A 15,996-nucleotide genomic window follows, 5' to 3' on the forward strand; every position below is an offset into this window, starting at 1 on the left:
GACACCGCACATGCGTGCTCACGAGCTGACCGTAGGCCGTACCTTCGGCGTCACCTTCGACCACGGGGAGGACTTTTTCGAGGCGCTGTCCGCCTTCTGCCGGGGCAACGGCGTCCGGCAGGGCTATATCCCCTCGTTCATCGGAGCCTTCGCGGAGGCTGAGATCGTGGGTGCTTGCGAGAAGCTCGCGGACCCGGACGCACCGGTCTGGGCGAAGACGTACGTCACCAACGTCGAGGCGTTCGGCGCCGGCACCCTCGCCCATGACCCCGCCACCGGCGGAATACTCCCGCACATCCACGTTTCCGCCGGTCTGAAGGCCCAGTCGGCCGACGGCAGGACCAGCCACCTCCTCAGCGCCAAGGTCCAGTTCCTCAGCGAACTGCTGATCGTGGAGGTCACGTCGCCCACGATGACCCGGCCCCGGGACCCTGACCTCTACGACGTACCGCTTCTCACGTTCGGCGGACTGCAAGAAGCCGCCGTCGCCAGGGGTGGTCCGGCGCGATCACTTTGATTGCCTCCGCCAACCAGACGCGTTGTCCCTCCTCCAGCAGTGGCAGAGCCGCCTCGAAGTCGGTCTCGTCCTTTTCCCGCGTCGCCTTCGCCTTATAGAAGAGCTGCACCTCAGGTGCGAGATAGGGAATGCCGCTTGCGCTCGTGTGCCCCACCCGCTCGATGGGAAGCCGGATCTGCGGGGTGCGCCGCGAGACCCACTCGGAGCCCTCAGACTCGTCCAGCATGAGCTGCACCGACCAGGGTGCCTCCGGTGTACGCCGACACCAGATGTCGTGGAGGGGCGGCTGAAGAACTTCCCCGGAATGCCACGGACGCAATCGCCCCAGACCAGGCGGATCAGCTACGAACAGATCCCAGCCAGCCAGCAGATCACGTAGGAGGGCTTGGTCGCGGCGGAGGATCAGGACGTCGAGGTCGCCGTGCGGGCGCAGCTCACGACCGACCGCGAGTTCGATCGCGTACCCGCCGGCGATCCACCATGGGAAGACCGCCTTGGCGAAAAGGTCAGCCATGTCTTTTGGGCGCTCAGGTGCCCAGCGCCCCAATTCGTCGGCATTCACCCGTCCATCCTCGCAGTTACGAGGTTCTGGAACCCGTAGCTGAAAGCGGGCCGACGGCGGCGGGTCACCCCCGGGCGCACGCGCTCGTAAACACGCAGGAACGTCCGGGGAGCACGCGGCCATGGTTGAGCTGTGACTTGAGGCGGTCGATGCCCGGCGGCCCGAGCCACAGCTTCCCGGTTCGAGCGCGCTTGCAATGAAAACACGACACTGGGCGCTCGTACCGCCTTCGACGGTAGCTGCCGTGCTGCCGTGACCAAGCCAGGTCCCGGGGGAAGCCACCCACACGTCGTCATCCCAGTCGAGGACCTCTCTGGCGCTCATCCCTTCATGCCCCCGTCCACGCTCGACTGGACACAAAATGGGGTGACGAAGCAAAGCAGGCCCGGTTCTGATCTCTCAGAACCGGGCCTGACCTGGTACTTCACTGTCGGGGTGGCGGGATTTGAACCCACGACCTCTTCGTCCCGAACGAAGCGCGCTGCCAAGCTGCGCTACACCCCGATGTCGCCCGCTGTCTCGGCGACGTCGTTTACTTTAGCCCACCGGCGGCCGGAGACGAAATCCGGTTTCGGGGTGGGGGGAGTGGGGTGCTCCCGCATGCTCGGAGGCCACGGTCCTGGCGCGGTCAAGGGCGGGAGAGCGGCGTCCTCCGGCCCGGCACGGCCACCCGTCCCGGCCCCGTCAGGCCCGGGGCGTAAGGGTCAGGAGCGTCGCCTCCGGGGGGCAGGCGAAGCGGACCGGGGTGTAGCGGTTCGTGCCGCAGCCCGCTGAGACGTGCAGGTAGGAGCGGTGGCCGCCGGACTCGTGGGTGGACAGGCCCTTCACCCGGTCCGTGTCCAGGTCGCAGTTGGTGACCAGGGCCCCGTAGAAGGGGACGCACAGCTGGCCGCCGTGCGTGTGGCCGGCCAGGACCAGGGGGTAGCCGTCGGCCGTGAAGGCGTCCAGGGCGCGCAGGTAAGGGGCGTGGACCACCGCGATCGAGAGGTCCGCGTCCGCCTCCGGGCCGCCCTCCACCATCGCGTACCGGTCCCGCTTGATGTGCGGGTCGTCCAGGCCCGTGAACGCCAGCTCCATGCCGTCCAGCTTCAGCCGGCCCCGGGTGTTGCTGAGCCCGACCCAGCCCGCCGCGTCGAACGCGTCGCGCAGCTCCTCCCACGGGTTGTGGACGACGCCGACCGCCGGCGGGTTGCCGTTCAGGCCGTGCTTGCCCTGGACCTTCTCCAGGAGGTAGCGGGCCGGGTTGCGCAGCCTCGGGCCGTAGTAGTCGTTCGAGCCGAAGACGTACACACCCGGGAACTCCATCAGCGGGCCCAGCGCGTCCAGCACCTCCGGCACGCCCTCCGTGTCCGACAGGTTGTCGCCCGTGTTCACCACGAAGTCCGGGCGCAGGCCCGCCAGCGACTGGAGCCACGCCCGCTTCTTGCGCTGGCCGCTCACCATGTGGATGTCCGAGACCTGGAGGACGCGCAGGGGCCGCGCCCCGCTCGGCAGCACCGGTACGGTCACCCGTCGAAGGCGGAAGGAACGGGCTTCGATGCCCGCCGCGTACGCGACGCCGGCCGCGCCGATCGCCGTCAGAGCCGCCGTTGTCTTCAAGGGAATCCCGTATCGCGCGCGCATCCGCCCATCGTCGCAGACGTACGGACGCCTACGGTCTTCGCGGGTTGCTCGCGGGCTCGCCGTACGCCCCGGGCCGCGCCCCGCGTACGCCCGGCTCCGCGCTCCCGGCGCGAAACTGGCACGCGCCCCGGGGGCGCCACCTGCCACACTGGGCGCATGACCACGCTCAAGGCCACGCTCAAGGACGACCTCACCACCGCCATGAAGGCGCGCGACGAGCTCCGCTCGTCCACGCTGCGACTCACCCTCACCGCCATCGCCAAGGAGGAGGTCGCGGGCAAGAGCGCGCGCGAGCTCTCCGACGAGGAGGTGCTGACGGTGATCGCCAAGGAGGCGAAGAAGCGGCGTGAGGCGGCCGAGGCGTTCGACCAGGGCGGTCGGACCGAGTCGGCGGCCAAGGAGCGCGCCGAGGGCGAGATCCTCGACGCGTACCTCCCCAAGCAGCTCACCGACGACGAGCTCAATGTGATCGTCGCGGAGGCCGTGGCGGAGGCGAAGGCCGCGGGCGCCGAGGGGCCGAAGGCCATGGGCGCGGTGATGAAGATCGTGAAGCCGAAGGTGGCCGGCCTTGCCGACGGCGGCCGGGTGTCGGCGGCCGTGAAGAGCCAGCTGGCGGGCTGAGTCACAGTAGACCGGCGTAGCCGGCTGAGCCCATGCCCCGCCGAGTCGGCTGAGCTCACGACCAGCCCGGTGAGCTGGGTACACGGCCCGCCAGTCGGCTGGGCCCACGACCAGCCCGGTGAGCTGGGTCCACGACCAGCCCAGGGAGCTGGGCCCACGGCCCGCCCAGTCGGCTGAGCCCACGAGCTGCGCCGCTCAGCCAGCCGATCCCTGATCCTCACGCGACCGGCTCGGCGCCGCGGCCCCCCGGGCCCCATGAGGACGCGCCCTCCGAGTCCCAGCTGTACGTACGTCGAAGGGGCGCCCGGATTACCGGGCGCCCCTTCGGCGCGTATCCCCTGGGGTCCGGGGTCCCTACGGCCAGATCCCCCCGATCGTGTCCCCGCCCCCGCCCCCACCGATCGCCCCCGGCGGGATGGAGATGCCGGGGTTCGGCGGCACCGTGATGCCGCCGCCCGGCTTGTTGTCGCCGCCGGGGCGGTGCTTCTTGCCGCCCTTGCCCTTGCCCTTCCCCTTGGCGTTGTCGCCCCCGTCACCCGCGTCGCCCGCCGGCGGCTCCTTCGGCTGCTGGGGGTCGGGGATGTCGACCGTGGTGAAGCCGGGGGCCGGCAGGCCGGCGAGGGCGCCGGTCATGGCGTCCTTCCAGATCGGTCCGGGGACCTGGCCGCCGTACACCTTGTCCCGGTACTCGCCGCCGATCGTGATGTTCTCCATCTCGACGTTCTGCGCCGGGCTGCCGACCCACACCGCGCCCGACATGTTCGGCGTGTAGCCGACGAACCAGGCGTTCTTGCGCTGGTCGGTGGTACCGGTCTTGCCCGCGTTGTCGCGGTCCGACAGGCCCGCCTGGGCGCCCGTACCGGAGTCGATCACACCGCGCAGCAGTGTGTTGACGCTGTCCGCGGTGTTCTGCGACATCGCCTGCGAGCACTTGGTCTGCGGGACCGGCAGCGACTTGCCGTCCGCCTTCTTGATGGACTCGATCGCGACCGGCGTGCAGTAGGTGCCGCGGTTGGCGAAGGCCGCGTAGGCGCTGGCCATCGTCAGCGGCGAGATGCCGGTGGAGCCGAGGGTGAGCGCCGAGGGCACCATCGGCAGCTTGGCGCCGTTGCCCTGGAGCACGTTCAGCTTGTCCGTCATCTGCGACACCGGGCAGAGGCCGATGTCACCGATCATCTGCACGAAGTACGTGTTGACGGACTTGGCCATCGCCTCCTTCAGCGCGTACGGCCCGTGCTCCGACTCGTTCTCGTTCTCCAGGCTCTCGTTCCCGAGGTTCTGCCACGGCTTGCCGGAGCAGGTCGGGATGGACGCCGGGTAGGGCATCTCGTACGGCGAGGAGTACTGCTGCGTCGGCGGCTTGCCCCCCTCGATCGCCGAGGCGGCCAGGAACGGCTTGAAGGTCGAGCCGACCGGGAAGCCGTAGTTCGAGCCGCCCATCTGCTTGTTGACCGAGAAGTTGATCTGCGTCTCGTGGTTGCCGAAGCCGTACGGCCGTGACTGGCCCATCGCCATGATCTTGCCGGTGCCGGGCTGGACCAGGGTGACGGCGGTGGCGACCTTGTCCGACTGGTAGACGTGCTCCTTGATGGAGGCCTGGGTGGACTGCTGGGACTGCGGGTCCAGGGTCGTACGGACCGTCAGACCGCCCTGGTTCCAGAGCTTGGCCCGCTCCTCCTTGGTCTTGCCGAAGACCGGGTCGGAGAGGAAGACCTCGCGTACGTAGTCGCAGAAGAAGCCCGCGCCGCTGACGGCCGTGATGCAGCCGTTCTTCGGCTTGGAGACCTTCAGCTTGATGGGCGCGGCCTTGGCGCGGTCCGCCTCGGCCTGCGAGACGTCCTTCTTGTCGGCCATCCGCTGGAGCACCACGTCACGGCGCTTCTTCGCCTCGGTGGCGTCGTTGACCGGGTCGTACCGGCTCGGCGACTGGACGATGCCCGCCAGCATGGCGGCCTCCTCCAGCTTCAGGTCCTTGGCGGGCTTGGAGAAGTAGCGCTTGGCGGCGGCCTCGACGCCGTACGCCTGCTGCCCGAAGAACGTGATGTTGAGGTAGTTCTCCAGGATCTTCTTCTTGCCGAGCTCCTCCTCGACCTGGATCGCGTACTTCAGCTCCTTGACCTTGCGGCCGAGGGTCTGCTGGGTGGCCTCGGCGACCTTGTCGGGGTCGTCGCCGGCCTCCTCCACGAAGACGTTCTTCACGTACTGCTGGGTGAGGGTCGAAGCGCCCTGGGCGACCCCGCCCGAGGTGGCGTTCTTGTTGAGCGCGCGCAGCACGCCCTTGAGGTCGATCGCGCCGTGCTCGTAGAACCGCGCGTCCTCGATCGCGACGATCGCCTTCTGCATGTACGGCGAGATGTTCGCCAGCGGGACCACCGTGCGGTCGCGCGAGTACACCGTGGCGATCTGGCCGCCCTTGGAGTCCAGGATCGTGGTGCGCTGACTCAGCGGTGGCGTCTTCAGATTGGCGGGGATCTCGTCGAACCCCTCGACCGTGCCCTTCGCCGCGAGCCCCAGCGCGCCGAACGCCGGCAGCGCGATGCCCGCGAGCACCGCTCCGCAGAGCACACTCACCCCGACGAACTTGGCGGCCTGCTGGGTCCCGGTCAGACCACCGCCCGAGCGCTTCTTTGCCATGGGGGCAGCCTACGTTCTGATTCGCCGGACACGGGTCAATGCTCTGGCCTAAGCTGCTCTCAACTGTCACAGCAGTGCGGTTGTGCATCAAGTTCATGTTTGGCGCTCGCAAGAGGGCGGCTGTCCGGATTCGCCGTCCGTTTACGCCTCATGCGTCATCAGGCGTCCGTTGTGGCTCAACTGGAACGTCCCGATTGGTCGGGTTTCTGACGTTTGTCCCCGGCTCACTCCGTTGGGTGATCTGCCGCGTACGCATAGTCCGTTCGGGCCATTCAAGATTGGGCCCGAAGGGGGTGTTGCGCTGTGCCCACCTTCCGTAACGTCCTCAACTGGCAGCGGTGAATATGCCTCTGCCGCCGTGGGGGAGCCTCGATTCGGGAGAGGACGGCGCCGGCATGGGCTGGGTAACCGACTGGAGTGCGCAGGCAGCCTGCCGCACTACCGATCCGGACGAACTGTTCGTACAGGGTGCGGCTCAGAACAGGGCGAAGGCGGTGTGCACCGGATGTCCGGTGCGGACCGAGTGCCTCGCGGACGCACTGGACAACCGCGTCGAATTCGGCGTGTGGGGCGGAATGACGGAACGGGAGCGCCGCGCACTGCTGCGCCGCCGGCCCACCGTCACGTCCTGGCGCCGACTGCTGGAGACGGCGCGTACGGAGTACGAGCGCAGCACGGGCATCCTGCCCGTGGGCGTGGACGACGAGGAGGCGTACGTCTACCGGCACGCCGTGGACGAGAGCTACGCGGCCGTGGGGTAGGCCGTACGCGTACGACGCGCGGGCCCAGAGGCCGACGCGTCCGACGACATCAGAGAGCTCCGGCCGACTCTTCCTGGGCCGCGAGCCGTTCCCCGATGGCCCGGAGCCCGGCGAGATCGTGTACGTCGCCGGGCAGGGCGGCCACTTCGGCCACCGGGACTTCGGGGTGGAGCGCGGTGAAGCGGTCACGGGTGCGCTGTTCGCGGGCGAGCACCTGCATCCGCTCGGCGTGCAGACGCAGCAGACCGGCGGTCAGCCGGTCGACCGACACGCCGTCCTCGGGACTGCCGTCCCCGGGACCGGTGGGAGAGGGAGCTTCGGGAGAGGAACCACCGGTGCCACGATCCTCAGCCTTCCCGTACCTCTGATCGACAATGCCGCCGTCGACAAGATTTTCCCCGGGTCCCTCTTCCGGGGGCTGTTCTTCCTGGTGGCCCTCCTCCAGGTGCTCCGCCGCCGCGAGCGACCGCTCGGCCGACAGCCGGGCCGCGCCGCTGCCGTGCACCCGGTTCAGTACGAGACCGGCGAGCGGCATGGAGTCCGCCGCGAGGCGCTCCACGAAGTACGCGGCCTCGCGCAGCGCGTCCCGCTCGGGCACGGCGACCACGAGGAAGGCGGTGCCGGGGGCCTGGAGGAGCCGGTAGGTGGCGTCGGCGCGGGTGCGGAAGCCGCCGAACATGGTGTCCATCGCGGCCACGAAGGTCTGCACATCCCGCAGCAGCTGGCCGCCGAGGAGCTTGCCGAGCGTGCCCGTCATCATCGACATGCCGACGTTGAGGAACTTCATCCCGGCCCGGCCGCCCATCTTCGCGGGCGCCATCAGCATCCGGATGAACTTGCCGTCCAGGAACGAGCCCAGCCGCTTGGGCGCGTCCAGGAAGTCCAGCGCCGAGCGCGACGGCGGGGTGTCCACGACGATCAGGTCCCACTCGTCGCGGGCCCGCAGCTGGCCCAGCTTCTCCATCGCCATGTACTCCTGCGTGCCCGCGAAGCCGGCCGACAGGGACTGGTAGAAGGGGTTCGAGAGGATCGCCCGGGAGCGCTCGGGGTCCGCGTGCGCCTCGACGATCTCGTCGAAGGTCCGTTTCATGTCGAGCATCATGGCGTGCAGCTCGCCGTCGCCCTCGACGTCCTTGACCCGGCGCGGGGTGTTGTCCAGCGAGTCGATGCCCATCGACTGGGCGAGTCGGCGGGCCGGGTCGATGGTCAGCACGACCACCTTGCGGCCGCGCTCGGCGGCCCGCAGCCCCAGCGCCGCGGCCGTCGTGGTCTTGCCCACCCCGCCGGAGCCGCAGCACACCACGATCCGCGTCTTCGGGTCGTCCAGCAGGGGGTCGATGTCGAGCGCCGCCGCCGCGTCCATGGTCACTGCCCCACCCCGAGCCCTCGCAGCCGTACGGCCAGGCGGTAGAGCCCGGCCAGGTCCATTCCCTCACCGATCAGCGGCAGTTCGTACGCCGGGACCCCCAAACCGGCCACCACCGCCCGCTGTTCGCGCTCCAGCTCCACCCGCTCGGCGTGCTCGGCGGCCTCCTGGAGCAGCGGGGTGACCAGCTTCGCGGAGCCGGTGACGCCGGCGCGGGTGAGCGCCTTGGCGACCTCCTTGCGCCGGTCGCCGGTGATCCCCCGGACCGCCTCCTCGTCCAGCAGGTGCGGCCGGACCATGTTCACGATGACGGCGCCGGTCGGCAGTTCGGCGGCGCGCAGCTCGGCGATCCCGTCGGCGGTCTCCTGGACCGGCATCTCCTCCAGGAGCGTCACCAGGTGCACGGCCGTCTCCGGGGACTTGAGCACCCGCATCACGGCCTGCGCCTGGTTGTGTATCGGGCCGATCTTGGCGAGCCCGGCGACCTCGTCGTTGACGTTGAGGAAGCGGGTGATCCGCCCGGTGGGCGGGGCGTCCATGACCACATGGTCGTACGCGTACCGCCCCTGCTTGTCCTTACGCCTCACCGCCTCGCACGCCTTGCCGGTCAGCAGGACGTCGCGGACGCCGGGGGCGATCGTGGTGGCGAAGTCGATGGCGCCGAGCTTCTTGAGCGCACGGCCCGCCGAGCCGAGCTTGTAGAACATCTGGAGGTAGTCGAGCAGGGCGCGCTCGGCGTCGATCGCCAGCGCGTGCACCTCCCCGCCGCCGGGCGCCACGGCGATCTTCCGCTCCTCGTACGGAAAGGCCTCCGTCTCGAAGAGCTGCGCGATGCCCTGTCTGCCCTCGACCTCGACGAGGAGCGTGCGCTTGCCCTCCGTCGCTAGGGCGAGCGCGAGTGCTGCGGCGACCGTGGTCTTGCCGGTACCGCCCTTGCCGCTGACGACCTGGAGCCTGCTCACGTCGTCGAGCCTAACCAGTCCCCGGGCGGCCTACGCATGAGGCTGCCCCCGCCAGCGGCTACAGTCGGCCCCATGACCAAGTGGGAATACGCGACCGTGCCCCTTCTCGTGCACGCGACCAAGCAGATTCTGGACACCTGGGGCGAGGACGGCTGGGAGCTGGTCCAGGTCGTTCCCGGGCCGAACAACCCCGAGCAGCTCGTGGCGTACCTGAAGCGGGAGAAGCAGGCGTGAGCGGGGCGGGTGCGGGTGTCGTCGAGGCGAAGCTGGCCGAGCTCGGCCTGACGCTGCCGGAGGTCGTGCCGCCGCTGGCCGCGTACCAGCCGGCCGTGCGGTCGGGTGTGTACGTGTACACCGCCGGGCAGCTGCCGATGGTCGAGGGCAAGCTGACGCTGACGGGGAAGGTCGGGGCGGAGGTCACGGCCGAGGAGGCGAAGGACGCGGCGCGGATCTGCGCGCTGAACGCGCTGGCTGCGGTGAAGTCCGTCGCGGGTGATCTCGATCGGATCGCGCGTGTGGTGAAGGTCGTCGGGTTTGTCGCGTCGGCGAGTGACTTTACGGGGCAGCCGGGTGTGATCAATGGGGCCAGTGAGTTGCTCGGGGCGGTGCTGGGTGACAAGGGTGTGCATGCCCGTAGCGCTGTGGGCGTCGCTGTCCTTCCGCTGGACGCGCCGGTCGAGGTGGAGATCCAGGTGGAGTTGGTGGGGTAGCGGTTCGTCTGCGGGTGGGTGGGGTGCCGACGGAGGCCCCCCACCCCACCCCTTCCCGAAGGTCCTCTGGCGGACGGCCGATTTTCGCCTGCGGCCCGGCGGGCCCCTGAAACCCGCTTTCGTCTGCGGGCCGTGGCCTCTTCTCGCGCAGTTCCCCGCGCCCCTAAAAGCCTGGTGGCTGAGCTGGGTTCGCCGGGCCTGTGGCTGAGCTGGGTTCTCCGGCTGCGGCCGACTACCTAGGGGCGCGGGGAACTGCGCGAGAAGCGGCCACCGGCCCGCAGCCGACGAACGACCCAGGGGCGCGGGGAACTGCGCGAGCAACCCACCACTCAGCCGCAGACGAAGGCCGGGCGCAAAAGGGGCGCGGGGAACTGCGCGAGCAACCCGCCACTCAGCCGCAGACAAAGGCCGGGCGCAAAAGGGGCGCGGGGAACTGCGCGGCCAGCCCACCACCTAGCCGCAGACGAAGGCCGGGCTACAAGCAGCCGCAGGACTTGCGGATTACCAGGCGGGACGGGAACTGCTTCAGGCGTTCGCGGCGGGAGCCGGCCACCCGGAGGGCGTCGTCCAGGACCAGGTCCACCGCCGCGCGGGCCATCGCGGGGCGGTCGGAGGCGACCGTCGTGAGGGGCGGGTCCGTCAGACCGGCCTCCTTCACGTCGTCGAAGCCCGCCACCGCCAGCTCCCCCGGCACATCGATCCGCAGCTCGCGCGCGGCCCGCAGCACCCCGATCGCCTGGTCGTCGGTGGAGCAGAAGATCGCGGGGGGACGGTCCGGCCCGGCCAGGATGTCCAGCGCGACCTGGTACGCGTCGTACCGGTTGTACGGGGCCTGGAAGAGGCGCCCCTCCGTCGGCCGCCCGGACTCCAGCATCGCCCGGCGCCAGCCCTCCACGTGGTCGGCCACCGGGTCGCCGACCGCCGGGGTCGACTCGACCCCGCCGAGGCACGCCACGTACGCGTGGCCGTGTTCGAGCAGATGGCGGGTGGCCAGCTGGGCGCCGCCGATGTCGTCGGTGACGACGGCCACGTCGTCGATCGCCTCCGGGCGTTCGTGGAGGAGCACCACACGCGCGTCCCAGGCGTCGATCTCGGCCGCCGCGCGCTCGCTGGGACCCTGGCTGACCAGGATCAGACCGGCGACGCGCATCCCGAGGAACGCCCGCAGATAGTGGACCTCGCGGTCGTCCAGATAGTCGGAGTTGCCGACCAGGACCATCTTCCCGCGCTCGGCCGCCGCCTGCTCCACCGCGTGCGCCATCTCCGCGAAGAACGGCTGGCGCGCGTCCGGGACGATCATGCCTATGAGGTCCGTGCGCCGGGAGGCCATCGCCTGGGCAACCCGGTCGGGCCGGTAGCCCAGCTCCTTGATCGCGGCGAGTACCCGCTCGCGCGTGGCCGGGGCGACCGGCCTCGGTCCGTTGTTGATGACATAGCTGACGACCGCGGTCGACGTACCCGCCAGTCTCGCCACATCATCCCGCGTCACCTTGGCCACGAGCGGGAGTCTACGCGGGGTGACCTACCTCTGGGCAGGGCGTACGGAGGCTTCCTCCGCCTCCGCCGCGGCCGGGACCGGTGTGGAGGCCACGGATCCGCCGGACGCCTTGGCCTTGGCCTCCGCGGCCGACTTCGCCTTGGCCTCCTCGGCCGCCCGCTCCACCTTCTCGGGGGTGACGAACCGGTACCCGACATTCCGGACGGTGCCGATCAGCGACTCGTGCTCGGGGCCGAGCTTGGCCCGCAGCCGCCGTACGTGGACGTCGACCGTCCGCGTACCGCCGAAGTAGTCATAGCCCCAGACCTCCTGGAGCAGCTGCGCGCGCGTGAAGACCCGGCCGGGGTGCTGCGCGAGGTACTTCAGGAGCTCGAACTCCTTGAAGGTGAGATCCAGCACCCGGCCCTTGAGCTTCGCGCTGTACGTCGCCTCGTCCACGGAGAGGTCGCCGTTGCGGATCTCCATGGGGGAGTCGTCGGAGGTGATCTGCTGGCGGCCCATGGCGAGCCGCAGCCGCGCCTCGACCTCGGCGGGGCCCGCGGTGTCCAGGAGCACGTCGTCGATGCCCCAGTCGGCGGTGACCGCGGCGAGGCCGCCCTCGGTGACCACCAGGATCAGCGGACAGCCGGGACCGGTGGAGCGCAGCAGCTGGCACAGCGAGCGGACCTGCGGCAGGTCGCGGCGGCCGTCGACGAGGATCACGTCGGCACCGGGGGTGTCCACCAGGGCCGGGCCCTCGGCGGGGGCCACCCGCACGTTGTGCAGCAGCAGACCGAGCGCGGGGAGCACCTCCGTCGACGGCTGGAGGGCGTTGGTGAGGAGCAGCAGAGAGCTCATCGCGACCCTTCCCCAAGCTCTCGGCCTCGCTCGAACAGGGGGGACCCCCACGCCAGGGTCGTCGTCTGTTTCGGTTTCTTCGGTTCGTGCACGGTCTGCTCGCCCATAACGTCGGTTCCTCCTCGGTCCCTGCGAGGACGTTTACGGCACTGCTTTCGCTAACCGGCTCCCGCGCCCTGAGAGCCTTTGTTCACCTGCTCGTAACAACGACCAGGAAACGCAAAAGGACCCGGGGGCTGCGCTGCCCGGATCCTCTGCCCAGCAGAATAGCCCACATGAGTTCCGGGGCAGAGGGCCGATTTCACACTGTGGATGTTTCCTCGATCACCAGGGGACCGCGGCGCGCCACTCTGCGCACCTCGGACGGTGTGCCGATCGAGGCCCTCCACGACCCCTGTACGCGTCCGGCCAAGACCGCGATCGTGGTCGCGCACGGCTTCACGGGGTCGGCGGCCCGGCCCGCGGTGCGGCGGGCGGCGGAGGTGTTCGCCCAGTACGCGGGCGTGATCACCTTCTCGTTCCGGGGCCACGGCGGCTCCGGCGGGCGCTCCACGGTCGGCGACCGCGAGGTGCTCGACCTGGCGGCGGCCGTGGAGTGGGCGAGATCACTCGGCTACGCGCGCGTGGTCACCGTCGGCTTCTCGATGGGCGGCTCGGTGGTCCTGCGGCACGCGGCGATGCACAAGGGGCTCACGGAGGCGCGGACGGACGCGGTCGTGTCGGTCAGTGCGCCGGCCCGTTGGTACTACCGGGGGACCGCCCCCATGCGGCGGCTGCACTGGCTGGTGACCCGGCCCGCGGGCCGTCTGGTCGGCCGGTTCGGCCTCGCCACCAGGATCGATTCCCAGGAGTGGTGCCCGGTGCCGCTCTCGCCGGTCGAGGCGGTCCCGCTGATCGCGCCGACCCCGCTCCTGATCGTCCACGGCGACCGCGACCCGTACTTCCCCGTCGACCACCCCCGGATGCTGGCGGCCGCCGGCCCCGCGGAGCTGTGGCTGGAGGAGGGCATGGGGCACGCGGAGAACGCGGCCGGCGAGGAGCTGCTGCGCCGGATCGCGCACTGGCTGTCCGTGGCGTAGCCCATCATGGGTGACGACGAAAGGAGGGTCGCCATGGCAGCGGGAACCATCCGCTTCTGGGCCGCGGCCAAGTCCGCCGCGGGGGTGGCGGAGGAGCCGTATGCGGCGGCCACGCTGGCCGAGGCGCTGGACGCGGTGCGTGAGCGCCACCCCGGAGAGCTGACCCGGGTGCTGCTGAGGTGTTCGTTCCTCGTCGACGGCGACCCCGTCGGAACCCGTGGGCATGAGACCGTACGGCTTGCCGAGGGCGGCACGGTCGAGGTGCTCCCGCCGTTCGCAGGAGGGTGACCCCCACGTCATGAGCGATCAGCAGTACCCGCATCCGTACGAAGAGCCGTATCCGCGCTTCGACCAGTACGGGCAGCCGGTCCAGCAGTACCAGCAGCCGCAGCCGCAGCAGTACGACGCGTACCCGCAGTACGACCAGTACGACCAGTACGGGCAGCCCCTTCAGCAGCAGCCGGTCCAGCACCAGCAGGACCAGCACCAGCAGCCCGCGCCGCAGCAGTTCCCGCACGACCCCTCGTACCAGGAGCAGCAGCAGTACACGCAGACGTGGGAGGGCCAGACCTGGGACACCCAGTACCAGCCCACGGTCCAGCCGCAGCCGCTCCCCGCCCAGCCGGTCCACCCGCAGCAGGTGCGGCAGCAGTACGCGCAGGCGTACGCGCAGCCCGCCTCCGGCACCGCCTCTCCGCCGCAGACCGGGTCCGTGCCGCTGCCGCCGGAGACCACGGCGTACGAGCCTGAGCCGCCCGCCGCCCCCGCGCGCGACGAGGACGGCCCCGCCTACAGCCCGCCCACCACCGCCGGCAACACCCGGATCACCGACGCCCAGCGGGCCCGCGCCGAGGGCCGCTCGCCGGTCATCGCGCCCGGGATGCAGCCCGCCGCGCTCACCGCCGTCCTCGGCGCGCTGCTCGCGGCCGCCTCCGGCATCGGGCAGTACGCGCTGGTGGTGCCGCTGGTGCTGCTCCAGGCCGTCACGGCGGCCGGCTGGTTCCGGCTGAACGGGATGTGGCCGGCCCGGCAGGGCATCGCGCTCGCCTTCCTGGGCGGACTGGTCGCGGACGCGGCGCTGCTCTCGGTCGGCGACGAGCACGCGCCCGCCGCGATCCTGGGCACGCTCGGGGTGTGGGTGCTGCTCACCCTGGTGCTCCAGCTGCGCAGCCACGCGGACCCGGACGAGCGGATGTACGGCCTGATGGCGACCGTGGCCTCGGCGGCGCTCGCGATCCTGGCCGCCGGGTATCTCGCGGCGATCCCGCACGCGGTGGCGGTCGGCGCGGCGGCGGTGGCCGTGGCCGTCCCGGCCCGCGCCCTGCCCCTGCCCGGACCGGTCTCCGTGGTGGTCGCGCTGCTCGCGGCCGCGGGCGCGGGGATCGTGGTCGGCCGGCTGACCGACGTGGGCTCCCAGGGCGCCCTGCTCGGGCTCGCGGCCGGGGTGTGCGCGCTGATCGGGCTGCGGGTGGCCAGCTACGACTACCCGTCGCGGTTCGTCCATATGACGGCCGGAGTGGCGCTGCCGCTGACCGCGGCTGTTCCCGCTTTGTATCTGATCGGTCGAGTGATCGGGTAATTCCGGGGGTTAGGCTCGCAAGCGTCAACGACCAGTGTGGGGGGACTCGTACGCAATGCGCGCACTCCGGATATGGCTCATCGTCGCGGTGGTCCTCGGCGGCCTCTTCGTCGCCGCGGACCGCATCGCGGTGAACGTCGTCGAGTCCAAGGTGGCCGACAAGATCAAGGCCAGCCAGGGGCTGCGGGAGACCCCCGACGTGTCCATCTCCGGCTTCCCCTTCCTCACCCAGGCGCTGGGCAAGGAGTTCGACGAGGTCGACGTGAAGCTGGGCGGGGTCACCGCGACGGCGGACGGCCACTCGGTCAATGTCACCGAGGTCCACGCCAAGCTGCACGACGTGAAGGTCAACAGCAGCTACTCGTCCGCCACGGCGGTACGGGCCGACGGTTCGGCCCGTATCTCCTACGCCGATCTGACCAAGTCCGCGCCCAAGGGCGCCACGGTCGGCTACGCCGGGCCCGAGCGGGCGGCGAAGGGGCAGGTCCAGGTGAGCGGGCAGCTCGCGGACCTGCTGGAGGGCGCGGGCGTCCAGGTCCCCACGAGCCTGAAGGTGCTGCTGGCGGGGCGGACGGTCAGTGCGTACAGCACGGTCACGACGGACGGGAGCGCCACGGTGCGGGTCCGCTCCTCGGAGCTGCCGAAGCTGCCGGTGCCGGGGTTCGACGAGAAGCTGCGCAAGGCCGTCGACTACGACCTGAAGATCCAGGGGCTGCCGAGGGGGATCACCTTGGACAAGGTGACGGCGACGCCGGACGGACTGCGGTTCTCGGGGACGGGGTCGAACGTCTCCCTGGCGGGTTGATTCCGCCCGGTCTTCGGCTGCGGGCCGGTGGTGGGTTGCTCGCGCCCACGCGGCGGAGCCGCACAATGACACAGCCCCGCGCCCCTAGGTAGTTAGGGGCGCGGGGAACTGCGCGATCAGCCCCCACCGGCCCGCAGGGGAAAATCACCGGCCAGTAGCCGGATGCTGAGACGGCAGTGTCCGCTGGGCAGATAGTCCCCGGGCCGGGGCGGTCCCGGCGCGGGCGAAAGCCGCCCGCTGGGCCTCCTCATCCCACCATTCGGATGATCGTGTCTCAAAATACGACACGCCGGTGACATGGCCGCCCGTCCGTCCCTACGATCGGACGCATGAAGCGACAGGCGGACCTCACGAAGCGGCGGGCAGTCGACCTGTGCCGCGTCGCCGCCATGCTCTGTCGCCACGTCTGAGCGGGACCCGCCCCTCTCTGTGAAGAGACGGC

17 protein-coding genes and 1 tRNA gene are annotated in these 15,996 nt (G+C 70.5%); 10 read left to right on the forward strand and 8 right to left on the reverse strand.

Features of this window, described 5'->3' with window-relative positions; genetic code table 11:
* The first annotated feature begins 10 nt into the window (after positions 1–10).
* Positions 11–517 (forward strand): PPC domain-containing DNA-binding protein, encoded by a 507-nt coding sequence (locus ABD236_RS32690; protein WP_344080529.1) that lies wholly within the window; start codon positions 11–13, stop codon positions 515–517.
* On the opposite strand, the gene ABD236_RS32695 is transcribed toward ABD236_RS32690, so the two are convergent.
* The 3 genes from ABD236_RS32695 to ABD236_RS32705 form a co-directional block, all read right to left on the reverse strand.
* Positions 456–1,031 (reverse strand): nucleotidyltransferase domain-containing protein, encoded by a 576-nt coding sequence (locus tag ABD236_RS32695; RefSeq protein ID WP_344080992.1) that lies wholly within the window; start codon positions 1,029–1,031, stop codon positions 456–458. The genes ABD236_RS32690 and ABD236_RS32695 overlap by 62 nt on opposite strands.
* Positions 1,032–1,509: 478 nt before the next feature.
* A tRNA-Pro gene (locus tag ABD236_RS32700) sits at positions 1,510–1,583 on the reverse strand.
* A gap of 180 nt (positions 1,584–1,763) precedes the next feature.
* Positions 1,764–2,702 carry a metallophosphoesterase gene (locus ABD236_RS32705; protein WP_344080532.1) on the reverse strand — a complete coding sequence of 313 codons (939 nt, stop codon included), beginning with the start codon at positions 2,700–2,702 and terminating at the stop codon, positions 1,764–1,766.
* 156 nt (positions 2,703–2,858) lie between these two features.
* Here ABD236_RS32705 and ABD236_RS32710 point away from each other — a divergent pair, with 156 nt between their 5' ends.
* Positions 2,859–3,323: a GatB/YqeY domain-containing protein gene (locus ABD236_RS32710; RefSeq protein ID WP_344080534.1), complete on the forward strand. Its 465-nt coding sequence runs from the start codon at positions 2,859–2,861 to the stop codon at positions 3,321–3,323.
* A gap of 354 nt (positions 3,324–3,677) precedes the next feature.
* Here ABD236_RS32710 and ABD236_RS32715 read toward each other — a convergent pair whose 3' ends face one another.
* Positions 3,678–5,957, reverse strand: a complete 2,280-nt coding sequence (locus tag ABD236_RS32715; RefSeq protein WP_344080536.1) for a transglycosylase domain-containing protein — start codon at positions 5,955–5,957, stop codon at positions 3,678–3,680.
* Between the two features lie 395 nt (positions 5,958–6,352).
* Between ABD236_RS32715 and ABD236_RS32720 the strand changes: the two genes are divergently transcribed.
* A complete protein-coding gene (locus ABD236_RS32720) occupies positions 6,353–6,718 on the forward strand; it encodes a WhiB family transcriptional regulator (RefSeq protein WP_344080539.1) in 366 nt (121 codons plus the stop codon).
* A gap of 49 nt (positions 6,719–6,767) precedes the next feature.
* On the opposite strand, the gene bagB is transcribed toward ABD236_RS32720, so the two are convergent.
* Positions 6,768–8,081: an ATPase BagB gene (bagB, locus tag ABD236_RS32725; RefSeq protein WP_344080995.1), complete on the reverse strand. Its 1,314-nt coding sequence runs from the start codon at positions 8,079–8,081 to the stop codon at positions 6,768–6,770.
* 2 nt (positions 8,082–8,083) lie between these two features.
* The gene (bagA, locus tag ABD236_RS32730) at positions 8,084–9,046 is read right to left on the reverse strand and encodes an ATPase BagA (protein WP_344080542.1); all 963 of its coding nucleotides are present in this window, start codon (positions 9,044–9,046) and stop codon (positions 8,084–8,086) included.
* Positions 9,047–9,118: 72 nt separating this feature from the next.
* On the opposite strand from bagA, the gene sp36 reads away from it, so the two are divergent.
* Entirely contained in the window at positions 9,119–9,280 is a 162-nt protein-coding gene (gene sp36, locus ABD236_RS32735; RefSeq protein ID WP_003975360.1) for a Sp36 family protein, read from the forward strand.
* The gene (locus tag ABD236_RS32740; RefSeq protein WP_344080546.1) at positions 9,277–9,756 is read left to right on the forward strand and encodes a RidA family protein; all 480 of its coding nucleotides are present in this window, start codon (positions 9,277–9,279) and stop codon (positions 9,754–9,756) included. The genes sp36 and ABD236_RS32740 overlap by 4 nt, the downstream gene beginning before the upstream one ends.
* Positions 9,757–10,231: 475 nt before the next feature.
* Here ABD236_RS32740 and ABD236_RS32745 read toward each other — a convergent pair whose 3' ends face one another.
* Positions 10,232–11,254, reverse strand: a complete 1,023-nt coding sequence (locus tag ABD236_RS32745; protein ID WP_344080549.1) for a LacI family DNA-binding transcriptional regulator — start codon at positions 11,252–11,254, stop codon at positions 10,232–10,234.
* A gap of 24 nt (positions 11,255–11,278) precedes the next feature.
* Positions 11,279–12,091, reverse strand: coding sequence for a response regulator transcription factor (locus ABD236_RS32750; RefSeq protein ID WP_344080552.1), 813 nt, complete (start codon positions 12,089–12,091; stop codon positions 11,279–11,281).
* A 275-nt stretch (positions 12,092–12,366) separates the two neighbouring features.
* On the opposite strand from ABD236_RS32750, the gene ABD236_RS32755 reads away from it, so the two are divergent.
* The 5 genes from ABD236_RS32755 (at position 12,367) to ABD236_RS35130 (ending at position 15,964) form a co-directional block, all read left to right on the forward strand.
* Positions 12,367–13,170 (forward strand): alpha/beta hydrolase family protein, encoded by an 804-nt coding sequence (locus ABD236_RS32755; protein WP_344080555.1) that lies wholly within the window; start codon positions 12,367–12,369, stop codon positions 13,168–13,170.
* 33 nt (positions 13,171–13,203) lie between these two features.
* Positions 13,204–13,458 carry a MoaD/ThiS family protein gene (locus ABD236_RS32760; protein WP_190087954.1) on the forward strand — a complete coding sequence of 85 codons (255 nt, stop codon included), beginning with the start codon at positions 13,204–13,206 and terminating at the stop codon, positions 13,456–13,458.
* A 10-nt stretch (positions 13,459–13,468) separates the two neighbouring features.
* On the forward strand, positions 13,469–14,749 hold the full coding sequence (locus tag ABD236_RS32765) for a hypothetical protein (RefSeq protein ID WP_344080561.1): 1,281 nt from the start codon (positions 13,469–13,471) through the stop codon (positions 14,747–14,749).
* 55 nt (positions 14,750–14,804) lie between these two features.
* Positions 14,805–15,554 carry an LmeA family phospholipid-binding protein gene (locus ABD236_RS32770; protein ID WP_344080564.1) on the forward strand — a complete coding sequence of 250 codons (750 nt, stop codon included), beginning with the start codon at positions 14,805–14,807 and terminating at the stop codon, positions 15,552–15,554.
* Between the two features lie 329 nt (positions 15,555–15,883).
* On the forward strand, positions 15,884–15,964 hold the full coding sequence (locus tag ABD236_RS35130) for a putative leader peptide (protein WP_359104787.1): 81 nt from the start codon (positions 15,884–15,886) through the stop codon (positions 15,962–15,964).
* The last annotated feature ends 32 nt before the right edge of the window (positions 15,965–15,996 follow it).

Origin of the sequence: Streptomyces crystallinus, from assembly GCF_039521265.1 — a bacterium.
Taxonomy (GTDB): Bacteria; Actinomycetota; Actinomycetes; order Streptomycetales; family Streptomycetaceae; genus Streptomyces; species Streptomyces crystallinus.

Bases quoted from the DNA above. Each gene is read 5' to 3' on its own strand.
- ABD236_RS32690 (WP_344080529.1), top strand. From the start codon at position 11: ATGCGTGCTCACGAGCTGACCGTAGGCCGTACCTTCGGCGTCACCTTC.
- ABD236_RS32695 (WP_344080992.1), bottom strand. From the start codon at position 1,031: ATGGCTGACCTTTTCGCCAAGGCGGTCTTCCCATGGTGGATCGCCGGC.
- ABD236_RS32705 (WP_344080532.1), bottom strand. From the start codon at position 2,702: ATGCGCGCGCGATACGGGATTCCCTTGAAGACAACGGCGGCTCTGACG.
- ABD236_RS32710 (WP_344080534.1), top strand. From the start codon at position 2,859: ATGACCACGCTCAAGGCCACGCTCAAGGACGACCTCACCACCGCCATG.
- ABD236_RS32715 (WP_344080536.1), bottom strand. From the start codon at position 5,957: ATGGCAAAGAAGCGCTCGGGCGGTGGTCTGACCGGGACCCAGCAGGCC.
- ABD236_RS32720 (WP_344080539.1), top strand. From the start codon at position 6,353: ATGGGCTGGGTAACCGACTGGAGTGCGCAGGCAGCCTGCCGCACTACC.
- bagB (WP_344080995.1), bottom strand. From the start codon at position 8,081: ATGGACGCGGCGGCGGCGCTCGACATCGACCCCCTGCTGGACGACCCG.
- sp36 (WP_003975360.1), top strand. From the start codon at position 9,119: ATGACCAAGTGGGAATACGCGACCGTGCCCCTTCTCGTGCACGCGACC.
- ABD236_RS32750 (WP_344080552.1), bottom strand. From the start codon at position 12,091: ATGAGCTCTCTGCTGCTCCTCACCAACGCCCTCCAGCCGTCGACGGAG.
- ABD236_RS32755 (WP_344080555.1), top strand. From the start codon at position 12,367: ATGAGTTCCGGGGCAGAGGGCCGATTTCACACTGTGGATGTTTCCTCG.
- ABD236_RS32760 (WP_190087954.1), top strand. From the start codon at position 13,204: ATGGCAGCGGGAACCATCCGCTTCTGGGCCGCGGCCAAGTCCGCCGCG.
- ABD236_RS32765 (WP_344080561.1), top strand. From the start codon at position 13,469: ATGAGCGATCAGCAGTACCCGCATCCGTACGAAGAGCCGTATCCGCGC.
- ABD236_RS32770 (WP_344080564.1), top strand. From the start codon at position 14,805: ATGCGCGCACTCCGGATATGGCTCATCGTCGCGGTGGTCCTCGGCGGC.
- ABD236_RS35130 (WP_359104787.1), top strand. From the start codon at position 15,884: ATGAAGCGACAGGCGGACCTCACGAAGCGGCGGGCAGTCGACCTGTGC.